Origin of the sequence: Pseudomonas sp. Leaf48 (genome assembly GCF_001421885.1) — a bacterium.
GTDB lineage: Bacteria > Pseudomonadota > Gammaproteobacteria > Pseudomonadales > Pseudomonadaceae > Aquipseudomonas.
Window position 1 is genome coordinate 18,802 of record NZ_LMLH01000007.1, and the last position, 21,335, is coordinate 40,136.

Genomic DNA, 21,335 nt, shown 5'->3' on the forward strand with positions numbered 1-21,335 from the left:
CACATAAAAAAGGGCTTGTAGTGATACAAGCCCTTTTTTGTCTTACACGTAACCAGCAACTATTGTTTGCTTGAGCACGCCAACACCGACACACAGACCATCACGCAATTGGAATCTCGACAGTTTGCGTCCCTCTATCAGGGCGCATACATCAGTTGCGCATGACTGGGTCATAGTTGCCCTCCCCACAACAAGACACAAACCGGCAGATTCTGGCTCACCGGACTCACCACAATTTCCAGGTGTAACCGGCGATCAGGCGATTCTCATCGATCTTCTGAGTCAGGCCATTGCCGGACCGGAAGGTGACGTTGCGCCAGCGCAGGTTCACGCCTTCGAGCATTCCACTCTGGAAGACATAGCTGAGGTCGGTATCGCGCTCCCACTCAGTGCCATCGCGTACCGTACTGGTGCGAATGTCGTCGCCTTTCACATAACGGTTCATGAGCGTCAGGCCCGGGATTCCGAGGGCTGCGAAGTCATAATCATGGCGTAGTTGCCACGATTTTTCATTGGCCCTGGAGAAGGAGTTGTAGGTAACCAGGTTTACCAAATAGGGCATGCTGGTGTCGATGTAGGGGAATGCGCTGTCGCCTGACAGACTCTGGAATGCGGCGCCGATTCGATGCGCCCCGACCGACAGGGTGAACATGCCGTTGAAGTTGCGGTTATCAATTTTTCCGGCTTTGCTGGCGCCGATGTCATTGCTGTCGAAATAACGCAGGTCGGAACGCAGGCTCACTCCCTCTGCTAGCGGCAGTAAATGAACCAGCCCGGCGTATTGCTGGCGATAGATGTCCTGTAGATCACCGTGGTGGTAAGTCAGCGTCAGGTTTTTGCCAAACGCATAGTCACCACCGAGCAAGTCCATATGATCGCTGCTCTGGCCGGCAAAGCTGATGTCGTCTCGGTGCGAGTAGTTACGGTCCTTGCTTTCGGTCAATCTCGCCGCGGTGAAGGTCAAGTCGTCGATTTCCTTCGACGTCAGGTAGGCGCCAGTGAACGTCTGGGGCAGCAATCGGGTATCGGAGTAGTACGCCAGCGGATGGGTCGGTATCAGGGTTCCCACTTTGAGCTGGGTCTGGGACAGGCGCATTTTTGCGGTTGGGCCCAGTGCGCTGTATTCGTCCACTGGCTCGTGGCTTTGCGGGCCGAAAGCTAGCAAGCCTGTGCCACGCCGATCTCGGCTGGAGTCGAGTTTTATGCCCAGTGTACCCAAGGCGTCGAAGCCGAACCCCACAGCGCCGTCGGTGTAGCCAGACTGAAATTGGGCGATGAAGCCTTGGGCCCATTCCTCGGCCTTGGCCTGGGGAGCGCCACTTTGGCGAAAGTCCCGATTCAAATAAAAGTTACGGGTGGCCAAAGTCGCGCTGCTGTCTTCGACGAAGCCTGCCTGGGCGAAATTGAGGTCGCACAAAACCAGTCCCGCGGTGGCGAGAGATAGATACCTGTTCATTTTTTTATTGTTCTCTAAGGTGTGGTTGAAGAGCTTTCAAGGCTGTGTGGGTTAAGTGGAGCTCACAGAATTCGGAGAATTTTGTACGTTAAGCCCGCGCGATACCCTCCGTAGAGGTTTGAGCGGCCCGCTCGCGCTGCCGGATCAGCCAGCGCGCCGAATGGCCGCCCAACGTTCGGCCGAGCAAGGACTCGGCAAACTCGATCGCACTCAGCAGCGCAACTGGGTTGATGCCGGTGTCGAAGCCCGAGTTCTCGGCCAGCAAGACGAGGTCCTCCGTGGCGAGGTTGCCGGCAGCGCCGGGCGCAAACGGGCAGCCACCGATGCCGCCGGCGCTGGCATCAAAGCGGCGCACGCCGGCTTCGATTGCCGCCCACGCATTGGCCACGCCCATCCCGCGGGTATCGTGCAGGTGAATCGACAAGCGATCGAGCGGTACGACGGTCGCCAGTTCGGTCATGCGCCGACGCACCTCTGCGGGGAACGCGGACCCGATGGTGTCCGCGATCACCACCTCGTCGGCACCGGCCGCATACATCTCGGCTGCCAGTACCTTCACGCGGTCAAGCGGCGTGGCCCCCTCGAACGGGCAGTCGAAAGCCACGGCGATATAGGCGCGTGTCTTGATCCCGCTCGCGCGCGCCTCGCGCAGCACCAACGCGGACTCTTCGCGCGCCTGCGTCAGGCTCATGTTGATGTTGCGGCGATTCATTTCCTCCGTCGCCGACAGGACGACCGCGACTTCCCGGCAACCCGCCTGCAGCGCTCGGTGCAGACCCTTGAGGTTCGGCACCAGGACCGATGTGCGGAGTGTCGGCAGGCGCTGCTGAAGACCTAGAACGACGTCGGCCGCATCGGCCATCTGGGGAACAGCCTTGGGCGATACAAAGCTCGTCGCCTCCACGCTGGCGACGCCGGCTGCCACGAGGTGCTGCGCAAGCGCCAGCTTGGCCTCGGTGGACACTTGGGCGCACTGGTTCTGCAGCCCGTCGCGCATGCACACATCGGTGATAAAAAGACGTTCCATGAAGTCAGCTCCTCATTAGGAGGTTGCAAAGGCCCGTCCGACACCTGTCGGCGTCGGCGGGGGCAGCGGATCATTCGGAGTCGGTTGACAGCGCGGTCAGATGCGCCGGCGTCAGGCCATGACCTCGTCGGCCAGCTCGAAGTAAAGGCTTTCCAGGTTGTCGCGGCGCGCCAGCTCAGCACTGGTTTGCTCCAGGGCGATGCGGCCCTTGATCAGTACAACGGCTCGTTGCGTGAAGGGCAGCGCAATGTCCAGCTTCTGCTCCACCAGCAACAGAGTCAGACCGTCGCCGCGCAACACCTCCAACGACTGCAGAATCTCTTCGACCACCCGGGGCGCGATCCCAAGGAAGGGTTCGTCGAGTAACAGCAGCCGCGGTTTCGACATCAGCGCGCGGCCGATGGCCACCATCTGCTGCTCGCCCCCGGACAGGGTGCCTGCCGCCTGATGGCGGCGCTCCGCCAACCTGGGGAACAGTTCGTAGACCCGCTGCAACTGCTCCTCGGCCGCCTGCTTGCCGCCGGGCAGCGTGATGGAACCGAGCATGAGGTTGTCCAGCACCGACATCGGCGCGAACATGCGTCGCCCTTCCGGCACTTGCACCAGACCGCGTCGCACAATCGCATCGCTGGTGAGTGCTACCAGATCAGATCCCTCGAGCAGGACCTGGCCCTTGCGCACCGGCAAGGTTGCGGACAGCGCGTTGACGAGCGTGGACTTCCCGGCGCCATTGGGGCCCAGCACGGCAACTGTTTCGCCTCGCGCAATCGAGAGGCTGAGATCGTCGATCACCGGGCCGTGGCCGTAGCCTGCTGAGAGGTTGCGTATTTCAAGCATTCTGCAGATCCTTTAAGTTGCCCAGGTAGGCCTGTACCACTTCCGGGTGCCGCTGTACCTCGGCTGCGGTGTCGTCGGCGATCTTGCGCCCGAAGTTCAGTACGGCCACGCGGTCCGCCAGGGACATCAAGAAGCGCATGTCGTGCTCGATCAGCAACACCGAGATGCCGCGTTTGGCAATCGTGCGCACGATCTCCTCCAGACGGCGGCACTCCGCAGCGGTCAGTCCGGCTGCGGGCTCATCGAACAACATCAGCCGGGGCTCCGCTGCCAGCGCGCGGGCGATCTCGAGCAGGCGGCCTTGTCCGAAAGACAGTGTGGCGACGTCGGCATCGCGAAACTCCGACAAGCCAACGAAATCGATCAGGGAGTCCGCCTTGGCCGCGGCTTGGCGCTCCGCACGAGCGGACGAACCAGTCCCTGCCAGGATCTGCCAGAGCGACGACGGCATACGACTGTGCATGCCCACCATCACGTTCTCGCGTACCGACATGCTCTCGAAAGGCTTGTTGTGCTGAAAGGTGCGCACAATCCCGCGCGGCGCAAAGCCGTGGGGACGCACCTTGCACATGGGCTGTCCATCAAAGACGATCTCGCCGCTGGTGGGTGACAGCGCCCCGGCGATCATTGAGAAAGTGGTGCTCTTGCCGGCCCCGTTGGGCCCGATTACACCGAGGATTTCGCCCGGGTAGACGTCAAGATCAAGGTCGGCGACCGCATGCAGGCCGCCGAAGCGCCGACCCAGGCCGCGCACCTGCAGGAGGGGATTGTTGGCGCTCATGGCTGCACCTTCCGAAGTTGCACTTGCCCTTGGCGACCTTGCCCTTGACGACATTGCCCTGCGACACGATCCCATATGCCGATCAGGCCACGCGGCTGGAAAATCACGACGAGTACCATGAACAGACCGAACACCAGTGCATGATGATGTCCGATCAGGGGCGACAGCAGCAGTGGCATGAGGTACAGCACGGTGGTGCCGATGATGGCGCCGGCCGGCCGGCCGGCGCCGCCAACGACGACCATGAACAGCAACTGGAACACGGCCTCCTGGCTGAAGATGGCCGGGTTGACGGTGTTATCCACGAAGGCGTAGACCATCCCGGCCACACCGGCCAGCGCACTGGTGATGGTGTAGGCCAGTACCTTGGTGCGGCGCACGTCCACGCCCATGGCGACGGCGGCTTCCGGGTTGTCACGGGCTGCGCGGCAGGCACGGCCAAACCAGGACCGGTCCAGACGCCACAACGTGGCAAAGGTTGCAAGCAGGAGCAACACGATCACCACCGTATACCAGGGGCCGGTGACGGTGACGCCGAACATCGCTGGCAGGCTGTAGTTGGTCAGGCCGCCGGTGGCACCGGTCACGGCTCCACCTTCGTTCAGCACCACGATGAATAGCTGAGCGAAGGCCAGCGTGGCCAGCGAGAGGTAGAAGCCGGCCAGGCGAGTGGCCGGAATGGCGACGATCAGCGCCAGCGCCAGGCAGACCGCCACCGTGGCGATGACAGCCAGCGGCAAAGGCAGGGCCAGTTGGGTGATGAAGATCACCACCGAGTAGGCGCCGATGCCGTAGAAGGCAATGTGCGAGAACGCAACCTGACCGCAGATGCCGAACAGGAAGTTGTAGCTCAGGGCCAACGTGATCCACAGCAGCAACTTGCGGTACACGTCCATCTGATAGCTGCCCAGGACAAAGGCCAGGCCAGATAGCACGAGGGCGGCGACGATGTAGCGTACGAGGGATTTCATATACGAGCCTCCCGGGCCTGTAGCAATCCGGTGGGGCGCACCAGTAGGAAGAGGATAAGCAGGACCAGCGGGACACCCATTGCCAGGCCGGCCGGGATGGGGGCGTAGCGCACCGTGAATTGCTCTACCAGGGCCAGCACGAGTCCGCCCAGCAGAGCCCCTTCGACGCGGCAGACGCCGCCTATCACCAACGCGGTGAAGCCTTGGACCGCCAGCGGCATGCCCATCATGTAGTGGGCCGAAATGTTGGGTGAGACCAACATGCCAGCCAGCCCGGCAACCGCCGCGCCCACCGCGAAGGATGCGGCGGTCACGCGCCCGAGGCGAATGCCCATGAGCGCGGCGGCACGACGATCGATCGCTACCGCCTCGAAGGACTTGCCGGTCAGTGTGCGTTCGAAGAAGTACCACACGCCGACGAAGACCAGTGCGGTGGCCGCGATGATGAAGAAGCTCTGGTACGAACCCGCGAGCACCCCGAGTTCGAATCGTCCGAAGCCCAGCGCAGGCGGCACCGGTTGCGGATCGGCACCGAAGCCGATGGAGATCAACTCGCGAAACACCACCAGCATGCCCAGCAGCGCAAGCACGGGCGCCACATGGGGCGCGCCTTTCTCCACCAGCGGGCGCACCGCCAGCCGTTCGGTGAGCCAGCCGATCACCAGCATCAACAGCAGCACCAGGACCATGGCCAGCGGATAGGGTATCTCGATGAGCGAGAGCGCGACGAAGGCCCCGAAGGCGGCCACCATGGCCCACTCACCCACCGCGAAATTGATGATGCCGGTAGGCCGGTTGATCAACAGATAGGCCAGGGCCACCAGACCATATATGCAGCCGCTGGCGGCGGCGCTGACAAGCAGTTCCAGAAAGTCGTTCATAGGATTCCTTACAGTAGCCTGGGGGCTTACTTGGTACCGGCGTGAACGACCGGCCCCTGCTTGTCGCCGGTGTAGACGCGCACGACCATGCCATTGGGATCGAAGCCGGTTCGCTTGTCGTCGGCGAAGCCATAGCCAGTACCGGTTGCACCCATCACGCCGACATAGTCCCTGGTTGCCTGCATGGCCTGGCGCACCTTTTCCTTGTCGGTACTGCCGGCGCGCTGGATCGCGTCGGCGACCAGCATCATCCCGTCGTATCCGTAGCCATTGAGGTTGTAGGGCTCGTTGCCGACTTCCTTCTTGAACGATTCGACGAAGCGGGCGACTTCTGGCTTGGCGGGATCAAATGCATCGACGAAGACAAGCTCGTCTAGCAAGCCCTTGGCCACTGCGGCGGTTTGCGGCGTCGAGAAGTTGAAGTTACCCAGCAAGGCGGACTTCATGCCCAACTGGCGATAGGCACGCAGGATGAGGGCGTTTTCAGGCGTCAGGAAGCCAGTGAGAAAGATGGCCTCCGGATTGGCTGCGCGCACTTTCTGCATCTGCGGCTCGGCCGTGGTGGTACCGCGCGAGATCATCTCCTCGGCGACGACCTGCATGCCGGCCTTCTCCAGACCGGCCTTGAATGACTTGGTGGTGAGCTGGCTCAGCTCCGTGTTGTCAGACACCACGGCCACCTTGACGTACTTCTTGTTGGCCGCATAGGACAGCAGCGTGGCGATCTGGGTCGACCCCAGCGGGCCGGTCTGCCAGAAGTTGGGATTGCTGAGCTGGGTCGTCAAGGTGTCGCCGCTATTGCTCGGGGCCAACTGGGGCGTCTTCGTTTCCACCGTCACAGTCTGCACTTGTTGCGTCGCCGGAGTCAGCGAATTGGACAGGATGAACACCGCACCAGCATCCACGAGCTTGCGCGCGGCGGTGGCCGAAATGTCCGGACGGCCCTGGTCGTCCTCCACCAGCAGTTCGATCTGGCGGCCGAGCAGGCCCCCATTGGCGTTGAGTTGCTTGACCGCGAAGGTGACACCGGCCGAGACCGGCTCGGCATACGGTTTCGCCGGCCCGACCTTGTCGGTGATCATGCCGATTTTGATGGTGTCCTCTGCCATGGCCGGCAGCGCCACCAAGAGGGTGCAGCCAAGGGCTGCTCGAATAGCTTTGCTGAATGTGTTCATGGTTTGTCCCGGATTGTTGTTATTGGGATCGCAGTTTTGGGAATCGCAGTTATCTATCGCGCGGGGTGACCTGTGTGATCCATTCGTTCAAGGCGTGCATCTGCGCGCCCAGTAGCCCGCGGGTCGTTTCATCCACGAGCCTGCCGTCGGCGTCGAACCGCTGGGCGCAAAGACCGATGAAGATCTCCGGACGAGGCAGCACGATGGCTTCCAGGCAGCCCAGGACCTTGCGCAGTTCGTATTGCTGCCGCGCGCCGCCGACAGGACCGGGGGTGACCGACAGCAGCGCTACCGGCTTGTTCTTGAAGGGCTGGGGTGTCGTGCGGGACAGCCAGTCGATCGCGTTCTTGAGGGTGCCGCTGATCGAAAAGTTGTACTCGGGGCTGGCGATCAGCAGCGCGTCGGCGCACCGGATTTCTTCGGCCAGACGCAGGACTTCTGCCGGAATGCCCTGCTCCTCGACATCGCCGTCATATACAGGAATGCCCCGCAGGCTGCCTTCGACCATTCGCATATGCGAGGGCATGTTCTCTGCCGCCGCGAGCAGGCCACTACGGTTGTAGGACTGACGCCGCAAGCTGCCGCAGATACCCAGGATTTGTAGATTCTTCATGTGGTTGTTTTCCTCAAGCAATCACTGCTGACTCGCGCAGCCGATGGATGTCTTCTTCCGATACACCTGCAGCGCGCAGGACCTCGGTGGTGTGCTGACCGAGGTCAGGGCCCATGCTCGTGATCTGCCCCGGCGTGGCACTGAGCTTTGGGGTGATGCCGGGGACGCGCAAAGTGGAGCCGTCGGCGAGGGAGACCTCAGGCACCATTTCGCGCGCCAGGAACTGCGGGTGGTCGATCATGTCGGCCACTGTGAACACTCGGCCGGCGGGGACCTTGGCATCTGCGAGCGCCTGCAGTGCATCGACCAGCGAATGCTGCCGGGTCCATGTTGCAATGGCTTCGTCGATCACAGTCATGGCCTTGACTCGTCCCGGATTGCTAGCGAGTTCCGGGGCCACGCCAAGATCATTGCGTCCAACCAGCGCCATGAGCCGGCGGTAAATGCTGTCGCCATTGCCGGCGATCAGCACGAACTGCCCGTCTGCGCAGGGGTAGGCATTGGTGGGGGCCACACCAGGTAACGCGCTACCCGCCGGTTCCCTCATCATGCCGAAGCGATCGAATTCGGGAATGGCGCCCTCCATCATGTTGAACACCGATTCGTAGAGGGCGACGTCCACCATTTGGCCCTGGCCGCCGCGCACGTCGCGGTGGTAGAGCGCCATCAGCAGGCCGATCACGCCATGCAAAGCTGACAGCGAATCACCGATGCTGATGGCGGGCCGTATCGGTGCGCGGCCAGGCTCGCCGGTAATGTGGCGCAGGCCGCCCATCGCCTCTGCGATGACACCGAAGCCGGGCTGGTCACGCATCGGACCGGTCTGTCCGTAGCCGGAGATGCGCAGCATGATCAGGCGTGGGTTGAGCCGCGAGAGGGTCTCGAAGTCCAGCCCCCAGCCCTCCAGCGTGCCTGGTCGAAAATTCTCGATCAGCACATCGGCCTCCATGGCCAGGCGACGCACCAGGGCTTGCCCCTCGGGGTGCTTGAGGTCCAGAGCCAGCGAGCGCTTGTTGCGCGACTGCACATGCCACCACACCGAAGTCTCGCCCTCGGGCGTGCGCCATGTCCGCAAGGGATCTCCGCCTTCGGGCGGTTCGATCTTGATGACGTCGGCACCGAAATCCGCCAGTGTCTTGGCAGCAAAGGGACCCGCAATCAGGGTACCCATTTCAATCACGCGCAGACCGGAAAGTGGAGTTGTCATGGGAGTCTCCTCTCGTACTGTTCAGCCCAGCCGCCGATCAAGGCGACAGCCTTTTTCAGGTGTTCCGGCTGACCCTTGAAATAATGGTTGGCACCGGGCAGCAACTCGAAGCGCTTGTCGGTGCTGGCGCAGGCCTCGTAGAGCAGGCGCATGTCGGGCTGCGGGACGGCGTCGTCGCCACCATGTTCGATGGCCAGCAGCGGCACAGTTATTGCGCGGGCGCAGGTTTCGCCGTCGGCCTGCGAGTCATCCAGTGACCATTGCGACAACCAGGAGCGCAGCATCGAGAAGCGCGCCAGGCCGACCGGTCCGCTGTTAACGGTTTCCGGAACGCCCAGGTAGCAACCGGGGGCCCGGTCGTTGGAATCGATGCGCAAATCGAGGAAGCGAGGGTCGGCCATGGTGCGATGGGTCACGAAGCCGCGTTCCATTTCGGCCCCGCCCGTGCGGCGCAGTTCGTCCAGGGTTTCGCGCACTCGCACGGTGATGCGCCGAATCCGGGCAACCTGGGCCGCACGGTACTCGGCGAGCCAGTCAGCGGGGTAAGGAGCGCGCACCGGCTGGATTGACGAGTAGATGTCCAGACGCGGATCGCGGCGGGTGGGGTCGCCTTCGTCGAGTACCGAAGGATCGATCCAGTCGGCGAGGCAGCGTGCTCGCGAACGATGCGCCGCTTCCAGCACCAAGCCGTCCGCCGGCCAGAGCTGGGCTGCCGTGAGGTCCACCGGATCGCCGGCAGGCGTGTGAGTGATGGTCGGTTGCTGGGCCTGCGACTGATAGAACAGGCTCAGCGATCCGCCGCCGGACCAGCCCAGCAGGATCACCTTCTTGTAGCCCAAGACCTCTTTGGCATAACGCACGCAGGCGCCAAGATCCAGCGCGACTTTTTCGTAGATCAGCGCGGTGTCGTTCTTGGCATAGCGGCTTCCCATGCACAGCACCGAGTGACCCGCTTGTGCCATGGCGCCCGGCAGTGGCAACAGCTGCAGCGTGGAACTGGGGTGCATCATCAAGAAGACGGTATGGCGCCCGCCCTCGCGTGGCCGGATCAGCACTCCCTCCAGATTGACGACGCCTTGACTGCCGACGAAGCCGTAGCTCTCCGTGACCAGGCTGGACTCGGGGTAGCCCACATGCACCCACTGGTGTTCAATATCTTGAGTCATCCGACGTCTCCTTCAGCAACTCAGACCGTTACGGCGCGCCGGGCGGCCTTTTCGGACATCCACTTGCTCAGTTCCACATGAGCTGTTTCAATATCAGAATTAGAGACTGGCTCATCCGACATGTCGATCGTCAACTCCAGGCGAACGCCATTGGGGTCGAAGAAGTAGATCGAACGTACGAATCCGTGGTCGGTAATGCCGAGGACCTCGATGCCGACACTTTCGAGTTTCTGTCGAACCCGCTCCATGGCGCCCATCGAGTCGACCTTCAGGGCAAGATGGTTGACCCAGGCCGGAGTGTTGGGGGAAGGCTGCGCCGCCGTGTCGTCGCCAAGGTCAAAGAAAGCGATAGAAGAGCCATCGCACAGACTGAAGAAAAGATGCGCGAAGGGGTAGTTCTCCCCCGTGCTGGGCACGCTGTCGGCAAGAACGACGTGGGTCAGCGGCAAGCCCAGGATGTCCTCGTAGAAGGCGCGGGTTTCCTCTGCGTCGCGGCATCGCCATGCAAAATGATGAAGGCGCCGGATGGGTTCAAAAGTCTTGGGCATGGGCTAAGCCTCTATGTTGTTGTTTTGGAGAATATGAGGAAAATAACGTAAAGTGTCAAATATTGAGATTTTACATACGACCGACGGCAATCACCCTGGAGTCCCCCGCTCGATGAGCAAATTTGTCCGAATGACCGATGTGCTGGATCTATTTTCCGAGAGCGATACCCTGCTGACAGCAGAGATGGTCGCTGCGCGCCTTCAACTGTCTCGCCCCACGGCTTTCCGCTACCTGCGCGAACTGTCGACGGCCGGCTTCCTGGCCAATTACTCCGGCCACTACTCGCTGGGAGCGCGGATCATCATGCTGGACTACCGGATTCGTCAGTCGGACCCGCTGCTCAAAGCGGCACGCGATCCCCTGCAGCACCTCTCCGAGGAAACCGGATTCACCAGCTTCCTTTGCCGCATGTACAACGATGAAGTAGTCAATGTGCACCAGCAGGTCGGCCGCTACCCTGCGGGTGAGGCCTTCGCGCGAGGACATCCGATGCCAATGTTTCGCGGCGCGCCGTCGCAAGCCATGCTCGCCTTCCTGCCACCGGCGCGCCTGCGCAAGATCTGTGAAAAGCATATGGACGACCCCGACCTCCAACGGCTGGGTGCCGACTGGCCTGCGCAGAAGGCCCACTTCTCCGACGTACGGAAGCGGGGGTACTACCTCTCAGAACAAGAACTGGAGGCCGGCGCCATGGGCTTGGCAGTTCCCATCCTGATGCCACCTGTGGGCCTGGTGGGGTCCATCGCCCTGGTGTTCGATGTGGAACGGCGTGCATTGATCAATATCGAGGGCTGCGCGGCGCTCGCCCAGCGGCAGGCGAGCGAGATTGCACGGCGCCTCGCCGAGCTCGGCGCGGGAACCCGGATCGACGATCCTGGTATGTCGGCGCCGATTGAAACGGCGCGGCTCTGACGGGCCCGAAGCGCTGAGTCCTCGGAGGACGATCAACATGCTTTACCCGATTGCGATTTCAATGGGCGACGAAAAACACGCCTGGGGCGTGGAAGTCCCTGACATTGCGGGGTGCTTTTCCGCCGGCGCTCGCCTCGGCGGCGCTCAAGGTGTTGCAACAGAGCGGATGACTTTGTTTCAGTGATGTACCTCTGGGCCCCAAGTGGCCGGTTTTTTGTGCGCAAGTGTGTTGGCTCAACGGTAGCAAGACGTTACAAACCCATCTTGCGTATCGGGTGACCCGGTCGATCAGAAAGGCATCAGACATTGCTGTCGGTGCTTTGGTCCATAGGAATCAGGAGCCGCATACATGGACTGACGGCGCCCTACTCCTTTCAGAGATGTTATGAATGAAGCAAAGGCGAACGTGGATATTTTTGCTGTTTCTGATGATTTTGACGGGCTGCGCAACGGCGCCACCCAAAGACCAGAACAACCTCTGCAACATTTATCGTGAATACCCGGACTGGTACGAAGACTCCCTGGACATGCAGAAGGCATGGGGCACGCCTCTACCTGTGGCGATGGCGATCATGAAGCAGGAAAGCAGTTTTGTTTCCGATGCCCTCCCCCCTCGCGACTACCTGCTGTGGGTCATCCCCTGGGGCCGGGTCAGTTCCGCATACGGCTACGCACAAGCGCAGGATCCTGTGTGGGGCGAGTACAAGGACGGCACCGGCAATGGCGGCTCACGGGACAACTTCGATGACGCGATCATGTTCATCGGCTGGTACACCACCGGCACCCAGCGCCAACTCGGGATCTCCAAATGGGACGCTTACAACCAGTATCTGGCCTACCACGAAGGTCGTGGCGGCTATAGTCGCGGCTCCCATCTCAGCAAGCCATGGCTGATACAAGTGGCGCGCAAAGTGGAGCAACAATCGCGCAACTACCAGGCGCAGTTGAAGCAGTGCAGCCAGGAACTGGAGAATGATCGCAGCTGGTTTTTCTGAGTAACGCGTCCACGGGCGCAAGCTCAAGGGCTGCCCCCCTCGTGGATGTGTAGAGATATAAAACCGGTCTTGAAGGCCTAATGCTGATCAGTTAAGGCATCAAACACCGCAACCCTTATGGGAGCGAACCTTTGTGGCGAGGGGGCTTGTCGGAACGCCGCATCGCCCCGCTGGACTGCGCAGCAGTCCCATTTTCTCGGGCCGCTTCGCGACCCAACGGGGCGATGCGGCGTTCCGCCACTAAGTTTCACTCCCTCAGGAATTGTCCCTAACTGATCGGCATTAGTCTTGAAGGCCTTTTTTTTGTTTGGATTTGCTGGAATTAGACCGTTGGCTAAATTGGCGACTCTTCGACAAAAATCCCCGTCCGCATTTTCGTCCATTTTCCGCTGATCGGTGACCGAGCGCTGGCGCCGGATACCGACTACCTTAGATCCTGTTAACGTTTTTCTCGCAGACACCATATTTAGTATCAAATTTCCTTCAGCATTAGTGATTTTACACTGAAGAAATTAACGTTTTGCCATAAAATCGCTTTCTTGTTAGCCTTTTTCTTGCCTCGATAAAGGATTTCGTCAATGCAAGTCGGTTTTCAGACCCTCGCGAACCGTCACAACATCGCTCTGGCACAGCCACTGCGCGTTGAGTCGATAATAGGCACTGTGCGAGTCAGTCGTGAAAGTGGCGGGAAGGTGGAGAACCGGTATCCACCAAGGTATCGCCCCACGGACGATTTCGCAGGTCATTTCGAGTTCGGCCTCAAGTACGAAGAGATTCATCTTGAGTTCTTTGCTCGCCTGTTTGCGGCCATAGGCCCGCAGCCTATCGAGGACTGGTGTCGACGTGAACCTTTCGGACAGTACGCCCGGCGCACGGGCTTCTTTTATGAATGGCTGACAGGCGAACGCCTGGATGTGCCTGACGTGACCAATGGCGCTTATGTTCAGGCACTTTCTCCCCAAAACTACCTGACTCGACGTGAGGCACTGCGAACGCGGCGTTGGCGGATCAATAACAACCTGCCAGGCACAGCTGGTTTTTGCCCCGTGGTTCGTCGAACAGCGCCAGTGCAGGAAGCTCTGCAATTTGATCTGCGCGAGGCATTGGATGAGTTGGACCAAACCTTTGGCCCAGATATCCTGATGCGTACGGCCAGTTGGCTGACATTCAAGGAATCGCGCGCAAGCTTCCTCATCGAAAAGGAAGCCGACCAGGCCGACCGCATCCAGCGGTTTGCCCATGTTATTGCTCAACACTGCGGCCATATAGAAAACCCGTTGAGCAACGACAGCCTGACGTCCATGCAAGCCGGCATCCTGGGACGTGACGCGATCGGACTGGGATTGCGTCGCTCTCCTGAGTTTGTGGGGCAGGCCACAATGCGCGAGGACATCGTGCATTACATTGCTCCTCATTCTGCGGATCTTGCCGGGCTATTGGCAGGGCTCAACGAGTTTGAGGTCGCAACCCGTGGCGCGGAGTCAATAGCACGTGCCGCCGTGTTGGCATTTGGTTTCGTGTACATCCATCCGATGCGCGATGGCAATGGCCGGATTCATCGGTTCCTGATCAACGACACCCTGATTCGGGATAAGGCAGTGCCTGACGGTGTGATATTGCCGGTATCAGCCACCATCACAAGCTCGATCGACTTCAGGGCGGGCTACGATCGTACACTCGAAGTGTTTTCGCGACCGTTCATGCGACGCTACGCGACGGCCTATCGGTTCGGCGAACTGGTGACCTACGAGGACGGGACACCCAGCAACTTCATCTTCGATGAATACGAGGACGCCTGCTTCACTTGGCGATATCCCGATCTGACCGAACACGTCCTGTACACCGCTCGCGTCGTCGAACATACGATTCGAAAGGAAATGGCGGATGAAGCCAGAGTATTGGTGATTTTTCAGCGCGCTCAGGAGCAGTTGAAAGAGGTTGTGGAAATGCCGGACCAGGACGCGAACCGCATTATCCGCTCCATCAAGGAGAACGGCTGGATAGTGTCCGGCAAACTAAAGAAATCGTATCCGCTGCTAGAAGATGAGCATGTTGCAGAACGTGTTGTGGAGGCCGTGCGCTCTGCGTTCGAGGAACAGTCAGTATCTGGCCTACCACGAAGGTCGTGGCGACTATAGTCGCGGCTCCCATCTCAGCAAGCCTTGGCTGATACAAGTGGCGCGCAAAGTGGAACTACAATCGCGCAACTACCAGGCGCAACTGAAGCAGTGCAGCCAGAAACTGGAAGATGATCGCAGCTGGTTTTTCTGAGTGGCTCGCTCTACTGGCACAAGCTGCCACGTCTGCCCCTCGGGGGGTTGTGTAGAGATACGAGAAACCGGTCGTGATAGCCGGTTTTTTGAGCCTGGATCTGGTGGATTGGACCAAACATGTCGAACAGGAAAGCTCATTACAGGACCCAGCACTATCAGTTCTGCTAGTACAGACGTCAGAGCAATTACTGTAGAACAACCACACCATCCTCTTTAACACGTAGGTGCAAACCCTATGATGTCACCCAAATCGATAAAAAGCCGACATACGATCCTACTCGCCACCAACCAGAGTCAATCCGTTCAGGCAGAAGTGAGTCAGGGTGACGCACACGCGATAACATACACCGCCTACGGGCACCTCTCAGCTGGCCGCCCAGTTTCGACCCAGCTGGGTTTCAATGGTGAGTTGCGGGAATCTCGTACTAGCTGGTACATGCTGGGCAATGGCTATCGGGCCTATAACCCGGCGCTGATGCGTTTCCACAGTCCCGACAGGTTGAGCCCATTCGGGGCGGGTGGAGTAAACCCCTACATGTACTGTGGCGCAGACCCCATAAATCGTCGCGATCCAACAGGACGCGTCGCTGTTCCGGCCATTGCGATTCACCTTGCGGGGACCGCAGGTGGATATTTCTCGCTCATGGGCATAGCTAATTCAGTGAAAAACTTTGCTCATTTAAACGGGGCGAGAGCTTTGGCGCTTGGGTCGGGGGGAGCCGGCGTGCTTCTCGCTACGGCAGCGGTTGCAACTTCCTCCCCCGTTCTGGCAGCTGCGAGTGTGGCAGCAGGGACAGCCAGCTTGACGTTTGCCTTGAGGGGGGCATTAGCAGAAACAGCAAGAGTAACCCTACGGGGTGCGTCGGTAGCTTCACTTGTCGATACCTCTACACTTTCCCGTTCATCACTCCTAAGATCGAACCTGAGCACGCCACCAGTTACAGTTAACAGGTCACCGATGGCTCAACCCTCTATTGCTCCCACTCACGCAACTACACGCGCTCCTCAGACTCCCGAACCTGCGGTGCACAATGCACATGCTGCGGAAGATCAGGAGGCACTACTGAATCGCCCTGAACGAGTGACCGCCCGATGGAGTGATTTAACAACAACGCAGTTCGTGGATGAAACGATCCTGGCAGGCCAAAAAATCAGAAGCGCCCACTAAGCAATGATTTTCACATTTCACCAACGTAACTCAGGCCCAAGGCTTAACCTCATGCACGAACCTCTGCCAAAGGCTTGATCCACTACTATGTTCGGGCCTGCCTCGTTTCCCGGAACATGGACTTTTGCATGACTCAAAACATCTACGACAACCCCGATTTCTTCCACGGCTACAGCCAGATGGCCCGCTCCATCGGCGGCCTGGATGCAGCACCCGAATGGCCTGCACTCAGAGCGATGTTGCCACCCATGCAAGGCCTGAAGGTCGTGGATCTGGGCTGCGGCTACGGTTGGTTCTGTCGCTGGGCCAGCGAGCAAGGCGCCGGCAGCGTACTCGGCCTGGACGTTTCGCAAAAGATGCTGGAGCAGGCACGCAAGACCACCTCGGCATCAAGCGTGCGCTACGAACGTGCGGACATGGAGCACCTCGATCTGCCGGCCGCCAGTTTCGACCTGGCCTACAGCTCTTTGGCACTGCACTACATCAAGGACTTGCCGAGCCTATTGGCGAATATCCACGCAGCCCTCAAGCCCGGTTCGCGCTTCGTGTTCTCCATCGAGCATCCGATCTTCATGGCGCCGCGCAATCCAGGCTGGATCATCGATACCGAGGGCCGCAAGAGCTGGCCCGTGGATAGCTATCAACTGGAAGGTGAGCGCGTGACCAACTGGCTGGCGGACGGCGTGATCAAGCAGCACCGGACCCTCGGCACCTTGCTCAACCTGCTGATTGGCGCGGGCTTCAACATCCTGCGAGTGGACGAATGGGGACCGACGGATGCCGAGGTAGCAGCGCAACCGGCACTGGCCGAAGAACGTGAGCGACCCATGATGATGTTGCTCAGTGTTCAGCGCTGATGGATGAGGCAAGGGGGCAGACGACGCTCGGCGTGCCCTACCCCTTCAGGTATTAGCGGGTCGCGACGATGAACAACCGCGGAAACGGCAACAGCACCGAGCCATCGGCCAGTGCCGGATAAGCCCGCTCGATGGCCGCCTGATACTGTTTCAGATACTCAGCCCGCTCCACCTCATCCAGCGGCTCGAGAAACGGCCGCAGGCCGCTGCCCTTGAACCACTCCACCACTCCCGAGGCTCCGTCGGCGAGCGGATGGTGGTAGGTGGTGCGCCATACATCGACTCGACTGCAGTGAGATTTCAGCATCGAATAGTAGCCTGCTGCATCGGCCATTTCCGTGCGTTGCCCGGCAGCGCTTGCCAGTTTTGCGGCCCAAGGGCCATCAGCCGCCACCTCACGCATCAAGCGGTGGGAAGGCTGATTGAGGTTGTCCGGCATCTGGATCGCCAGGCTGCCGCCCGGTGCAAGCTTGCTCACCAGCGCAGGCAACAACGTTGCGTGATCGGGTACCCACTGCAATACCGCGTTGGCGAAAATGACGTCGAACGGGCCGCTGTCGCTCCAGGTGTCGATGTCTGCGATATCGAACTGCAATTGCGGCAAACGCTTGCGGGCGGCCTCGATCATGTCGGTGGAACTGTCCAGACCGCGCACCGTGGCGTTGGCAAAGCGCTCCACCAGCAACTCGGTCGAGTTACCCGGGCCGCAACCGATGTCGATGGCCGAGCGCACGTCCGCGGCCGGGATGGCCGCCAGCAAGTCGCGGGCGGGACGGGTGCGCTCATCTTCAAAAGCGACGTATTGTCTGGCGGACCAACTCATTGCGTTCTCCTTTTCGATGCCATGTCAGCGGACCCCTACGATACCGTTACGGGCACCGCCAAAGGTTTCGAAAAGCGACCATGCAACAGTCAGTAACAAACAGTCGAATTTTCATCCCGCCGCCAGTGTCTGAATTTCAGGCGCCCTCTCATAAGGAAACACGGCCATGAAGTTCGCAAAAGTCGCACAAAAACTCGCCCTGTGGGCTGGCAGTCCCAAGACGTTCCTGGGGGCGATCCTGTTGATTTTTCTATGGGGCCTGAGCGGTCCGATATTTGATTTCAACGATACCTGGCAACTGATCATCAACACCTCGACCACCATCATTACCTTCCTGATGGTGTTCCTGATTCAGAACACGCAAAACCGCGATACCGACATCTTGCACTTGAAGGTCGACGAGTTACTGCGGGTGACCAAGGAGGCGCAGAACGCGATGCTGGGGCTGGAAGCGCTTGACCTCAAGCAGCTCGAAGCCTTGAGAAAGCAGTATCGCAAACTGGGTGAAGGCCAGACCGTTTCCGTGGGCGGCATGGTTGTCCAGGAAGAAGGCAAGCAGGACCTGAATAACTGCTGATCGCGATTTGCGGGTGGCCCCCGGGCCACCCGCTGACGATCAACGACTGGCCTGGAGTGCCTTGGCCATTTGCAGGTGATTTTGCAACTTTGGCAGGGTTTCCTCGGCAAAGGCTTTGATCTGCGGCACATCGGTGGTTTGCGCCGTTTGCTCAAGCTGCTCGATGGCTTCCTGGGTGGTCTTGACCTGGCTGGCCGCATAGGCCTGATCGAAGTTCGAGCCTTCCATGACTTCGGGCATCAGGGTCTTGGCCTTTTCCACCACTTGTTCCCGTGGGGCCACCGGCAAATCCAGTTGTCTGGCAATTTTCGCCAGGTGCTGGTTGGCGGTGGTGCGGTCGTTGATGACGACAATGGTGTAGTCCTTCACCTCTTTGGATTCGGACTTCTGGTGCGCCAGGCGACTGGCTTCGATATCCGCGATGCCTTTGGCCGAGGCATCATCGATGAATTCGACGGGGGACTGGGCGAAGGCACTGCTGGCACACAGGCCCAGTAACGTGGCAAAACTGGTACATCGTATTCGGGTGGCCATCCGGTGCATGGTCGCGCCCTCCTCGAGTAAATTTAAACGGGAGCTTTCGCCCCCGCTTCTCAATCAAAACTACGTTCACCACTACTTGGATTTTTGGCCACCTTTGCGGCCCATATCGGGTTTCGCAGGCTCTTTATCGACAGTCGTGGTGGTAGTTTTCCCACCTTTGCGACCTGCTTCAGACGCCTTGGTTCGATCGTTGGCGAAATTTCCCGAGTTCGAGTTTCTTGAGTTAGGCATGATTCTCTTCCTCTTTTTGATGATCGCGGCGAACTTGCGCCCGCATAGAATCTGAATTTGTGCGATGCAAAAGGTTTAGAAAAATAGTTTCGCACCGCGACGAACGGCGACCTGGATTCAGACCCGTCGCAGGTGCTGTTCGCGTTTAGCGCTATACATGGCCTCGTCGGCGTGCCTGAACAGCTGCTTTTCTTCGGTGCCGTGATCGGGGTATCGGGCGACGCCGATACTCGGCTGGATATTCAGGCTGTGCCCGTCCAGCCGCAGGGGCTGGACCAGAACCTGACGGATTTTCCCGACCACGATGTCGGTGTCGTCGGCGGCGTGAATGCTGTGCAGCAACACCACGAACTCATCGCCGCCAATGCGCGCCACGGTATCGGTTTCGCGTACGCAGCCCTTGAGCCGGTTGGCCACTGCTTGCAGCAGCAGGTCGCCGACCGCATGGCCGTGGGTATCGTTGACTTGCTTGAAGCGGTCGAGGTCGACGTACAGCAGCGCCATGCGCCCGCCGTTCTCCCGCGCCACTTCCAGCGAGGCATTGAGCCGGTCACGCAGCAGTTCGCGGTTGGGTAGTTGGGTCAGTTGGTCGTATTGCGCCATGTGCTGCAGACGCGCGTGTAATTGCTGGCGCTCGATCGCAGTGGCGACCTGGGCGCAAACATATTGCAGCAATTCTTTGTCCTGTTCGGTGTAGCGCTCGCCGCCCGGCATGCTTTTGACGATCAGCGCGCCGATGGTGCCGTTTTGCGAATTGAGCGGCACGCCCAGCCAACAGGGTGATTCATGGCCGGTCACGATCATTTCGAATCCCACAGGCAATTGTTCCTGGTCCGGGGTCAGCAGGATCGGCTGGCCGCGCCGGATGACCTCGGCACACAGTCGCCCGGTGATGGACCCCGGGTGCTCCGGTTGTGGCTCGTGGTCATCGACGTGATAGGGGAAATTCAGCTGCGCGCAGTGCTCGTCATACAGCGCCACGGAAAAATTCAGTGCTGGCAGCCACTCACCGATGATCATGTGGATTCGTTTGAACAATGCCAGCAGATCCTCTGCCGCGTGGGCCGCTTCGGAAATCGCAAACAGCGCCACCTGCCTTGACTCGGCCTGCTTGCGCTCGGTGATGTCGCGGGCAACCGCAATGCGCAACTGATCGACTTCCGACCAGCGTGCGGACCAGAGGATGTGCACGACCCGACCATCCTTGCGCAGGTAGCGGTTCTCGAAATTGAACTTGGGCTCGCCACCCATGATTTCCCCAGCGGCGTCCAGGGTGCGCTGGCGATCGGCCGGGTGCACCAGCTCTATCATCGGCTGGCCCACCAGTTCGTCAGGGCTGTAACCGAAAATGCGTTCGCAGGCCGCACTGACAAAGACGAAGCGACCTTGTTTGTCCACCGCACAGACGGCGTCCAGCAGGAGGTCGATGTAGCTCGCCAGCGGCGCGGAGTTTCTGATTGCCATGGTGCAGTGAGCGATTCCGGACAGTACAGCGACCCAATCCATCCCTGACCGCGCAAACGCCCATGCGTTGACGGTTGCGCTGATGCATCCTGAATCAGCGTCAAGCCTTGTTGCTGACCAACCCCGGCAAGGCATGCACCAGGGCATTGATGGCGAAACCGATGAACATTATCCCGCACAGGCGGGTGATAGCCAGTTCATGGCGTTGATACAAGGTGCGCACCTGCCGCGCCCCGACTATACCGATGAGAATAGCGTATGCCAAAAGGCCACCAATAAAACTCAGTACGATCAACCATGGCAACATCGACCAATGCAGCAGTTCCGCACGGCTGGACAGCAACGCGGTGAAGGTCGCCACTGCAACGGGATATGCCTTCGGGTTGGTCAGGCCGAACAGGATGCCGTGCCAGAACGGCTGCCGCGCCGGGCCTTGTGGCGTCTGGGCACTGCTGCGTCGTGCGCGCACTGCACGCAATCCGAGCCAGAATAGATAGAGCCCGCTGAGCAGGCCAAGCACATCGAAGGCCGTGCTGCCGATTTCCCGCGCGCCAACGATTGCGATCAGCGCAGTGCTGCACCACACCACATCCCCCAGCAAATGCCCGCAGAGAAACCCCGCCCCGGCCCGCCGCCCGTGGGCTGCGCCTATCCCGAACACCGCCAGCACACCAGGTCCCGGGGTGATCCCGTAGATGAAGCCTGAGGCGAGTACGGCCATTAATAGCGACGGGGTCATGGGAACTCCTGTTCGGTTGACGGATGAATGGGCGCCAGTCTATCTCAGGTCTTCGGGTGGCGACTGCGTGGTCACCGAAAACTTCATCGG

At 60.0% G+C, this 21,335-nt stretch carries 22 protein-coding genes and 2 pseudogenes; 8 read left to right on the top strand and 16 right to left on the bottom strand.

Features of this window, described 5'->3' with window-relative positions:
• Positions 1 to 226 precede the first annotated feature (226 nt).
• The 11 genes from ASE98_RS07155 to ASE98_RS07205 all read right to left on the bottom strand — a co-directional run bounded on the left by ASE98_RS07155 (position 227) and on the right by ASE98_RS07205 (position 10,662).
• A complete protein-coding gene (locus ASE98_RS07155; RefSeq protein WP_060540689.1) occupies positions 227 to 1,456 on the bottom strand; it encodes an OprD family porin in 1,230 nt (409 codons plus the stop codon).
• 88 nt (positions 1,457 to 1,544) lie between these two features.
• On the bottom strand, positions 1,545 to 2,483 hold the full coding sequence (locus ASE98_RS07160) for a hydroxymethylglutaryl-CoA lyase (protein WP_060540690.1): 939 nt from the start codon (positions 2,481 to 2,483) through the stop codon (positions 1,545 to 1,547).
• 111 nt (positions 2,484 to 2,594) lie between these two features.
• Positions 2,595 to 3,320: an ABC transporter ATP-binding protein gene (locus ASE98_RS07165; RefSeq protein ID WP_060540691.1), complete on the bottom strand. Its 726-nt coding sequence runs from the start codon at positions 3,318 to 3,320 to the stop codon at positions 2,595 to 2,597.
• A complete protein-coding gene (locus tag ASE98_RS07170; protein ID WP_060540692.1) occupies positions 3,313 to 4,101 on the bottom strand; it encodes an ABC transporter ATP-binding protein in 789 nt (262 codons plus the stop codon). Before ASE98_RS07170 ends, ASE98_RS07165 begins: the two co-directional genes overlap by 8 nt.
• A complete protein-coding gene (locus tag ASE98_RS07175) occupies positions 4,098 to 5,072 on the bottom strand; it encodes a branched-chain amino acid ABC transporter permease (RefSeq protein ID WP_060540693.1) in 975 nt (324 codons plus the stop codon). Before ASE98_RS07175 ends, ASE98_RS07170 begins: the two co-directional genes overlap by 4 nt.
• Complete coding sequence (locus ASE98_RS07180) at positions 5,069 to 5,953, bottom strand: branched-chain amino acid ABC transporter permease (protein ID WP_060540694.1); 885 nt, start codon at positions 5,951 to 5,953, stop codon at positions 5,069 to 5,071. The genes ASE98_RS07175 and ASE98_RS07180 overlap by 4 nt, the downstream gene beginning before the upstream one ends.
• 26 nt (positions 5,954 to 5,979) lie before the next feature.
• A complete protein-coding gene (locus tag ASE98_RS07185; protein ID WP_060540695.1) occupies positions 5,980 to 7,128 on the bottom strand; it encodes an ABC transporter substrate-binding protein in 1,149 nt (382 codons plus the stop codon).
• Between the two features lie 49 nt (positions 7,129 to 7,177).
• Complete coding sequence (locus tag ASE98_RS07190; RefSeq protein ID WP_060540696.1) at positions 7,178 to 7,741, bottom strand: NADPH-dependent FMN reductase; 564 nt, start codon at positions 7,739 to 7,741, stop codon at positions 7,178 to 7,180.
• A 13-nt stretch (positions 7,742 to 7,754) separates the two neighbouring features.
• Entirely contained in the window at positions 7,755 to 8,948 is a 1,194-nt protein-coding gene (locus ASE98_RS07195) for a CaiB/BaiF CoA transferase family protein (RefSeq protein ID WP_060540697.1), read from the bottom strand.
• A complete protein-coding gene (locus tag ASE98_RS07200) occupies positions 8,945 to 10,114 on the bottom strand; it encodes an alpha/beta hydrolase family protein (RefSeq protein ID WP_060540698.1) in 1,170 nt (389 codons plus the stop codon). The genes ASE98_RS07195 and ASE98_RS07200 overlap by 4 nt, the downstream gene beginning before the upstream one ends.
• Before the next feature lie 20 nt (positions 10,115 to 10,134).
• Positions 10,135 to 10,662 carry a VOC family protein gene (locus ASE98_RS07205; protein ID WP_060540699.1) on the bottom strand — a complete coding sequence of 176 codons (528 nt, stop codon included), beginning with the start codon at positions 10,660 to 10,662 and terminating at the stop codon, positions 10,135 to 10,137.
• Between the two features lie 112 nt (positions 10,663 to 10,774).
• Here ASE98_RS07205 and ASE98_RS07210 point away from each other — a divergent pair, with 112 nt between their 5' ends.
• The 7 genes and pseudogenes from ASE98_RS07210 to ASE98_RS07225 all read left to right on the top strand — a co-directional run bounded on the left by ASE98_RS07210 (position 10,775) and on the right by ASE98_RS07225 (position 16,868).
• A complete protein-coding gene (locus tag ASE98_RS07210; RefSeq protein WP_060540700.1) occupies positions 10,775 to 11,575 on the top strand; it encodes an IclR family transcriptional regulator in 801 nt (266 codons plus the stop codon).
• A 37-nt stretch (positions 11,576 to 11,612) separates the two neighbouring features.
• A pseudogene (locus tag ASE98_RS27460) lies at positions 11,613 to 11,738 on the top strand (type II toxin-antitoxin system HicB family antitoxin); the annotation flags it as partial.
• Positions 11,739 to 11,964: 226 nt separating this feature from the next.
• Positions 11,965 to 12,570, top strand: a complete 606-nt coding sequence (locus tag ASE98_RS07215; protein ID WP_060540701.1) for a transglycosylase SLT domain-containing protein — start codon at positions 11,965 to 11,967, stop codon at positions 12,568 to 12,570.
• A 578-nt stretch (positions 12,571 to 13,148) separates the two neighbouring features.
• Positions 13,149 to 14,708, top strand: coding sequence for a Fic family protein (locus ASE98_RS07220; protein WP_060540702.1), 1,560 nt, complete (start codon positions 13,149 to 13,151; stop codon positions 14,706 to 14,708).
• Positions 14,668 to 14,841: pseudogene (locus tag ASE98_RS27135) on the top strand (transglycosylase SLT domain-containing protein); the annotation flags it as partial. The gene ASE98_RS07220 and the pseudogene ASE98_RS27135, both read left to right, overlap by 41 nt.
• 240 nt (positions 14,842 to 15,081) lie before the next feature.
• Entirely contained in the window at positions 15,082 to 16,011 is a 930-nt protein-coding gene (locus ASE98_RS27690) for an RHS repeat-associated core domain-containing protein (RefSeq protein ID WP_442962701.1), read from the top strand.
• Between the two features lie 128 nt (positions 16,012 to 16,139).
• Entirely contained in the window at positions 16,140 to 16,868 is a 729-nt protein-coding gene (locus ASE98_RS07225; protein WP_060540703.1) for a class I SAM-dependent methyltransferase, read from the top strand.
• A gap of 52 nt (positions 16,869 to 16,920) precedes the next feature.
• Here the strand turns inward: ASE98_RS07225 and tam are convergent, their stop codons facing one another.
• Positions 16,921 to 17,691, bottom strand: a complete 771-nt coding sequence (gene tam, locus ASE98_RS07230) for a trans-aconitate 2-methyltransferase (protein WP_060540704.1) — start codon at positions 17,689 to 17,691, stop codon at positions 16,921 to 16,923.
• A gap of 166 nt (positions 17,692 to 17,857) precedes the next feature.
• On the opposite strand from tam, the gene ASE98_RS07235 reads away from it, so the two are divergent.
• Entirely contained in the window at positions 17,858 to 18,268 is a 411-nt protein-coding gene (locus tag ASE98_RS07235; RefSeq protein WP_060540705.1) for a low affinity iron permease family protein, read from the top strand.
• Positions 18,269 to 18,307: 39 nt separating this feature from the next.
• On the opposite strand, the gene ASE98_RS07240 is transcribed toward ASE98_RS07235, so the two are convergent.
• The 4 genes from ASE98_RS07240 to ASE98_RS07250 form a co-directional block, all read right to left on the bottom strand.
• Positions 18,308 to 18,811: a DUF4142 domain-containing protein gene (locus tag ASE98_RS07240; RefSeq protein ID WP_060540706.1), complete on the bottom strand. Its 504-nt coding sequence runs from the start codon at positions 18,809 to 18,811 to the stop codon at positions 18,308 to 18,310.
• Between the two features lie 72 nt (positions 18,812 to 18,883).
• Positions 18,884 to 19,042, bottom strand: coding sequence for a KGG domain-containing protein (locus ASE98_RS25640; protein WP_080995118.1), 159 nt, complete (start codon positions 19,040 to 19,042; stop codon positions 18,884 to 18,886).
• Positions 19,043 to 19,159: 117 nt separating this feature from the next.
• Complete coding sequence (locus ASE98_RS07245) at positions 19,160 to 20,506, bottom strand: sensor domain-containing protein (protein ID WP_060540707.1); 1,347 nt, start codon at positions 20,504 to 20,506, stop codon at positions 19,160 to 19,162.
• Between the two features lie 100 nt (positions 20,507 to 20,606).
• Positions 20,607 to 21,245 (bottom strand): LysE family translocator, encoded by a 639-nt coding sequence (locus ASE98_RS07250; protein ID WP_060540708.1) that lies wholly within the window; start codon positions 21,243 to 21,245, stop codon positions 20,607 to 20,609.
• Positions 21,246 to 21,335 lie beyond the last annotated feature (90 nt).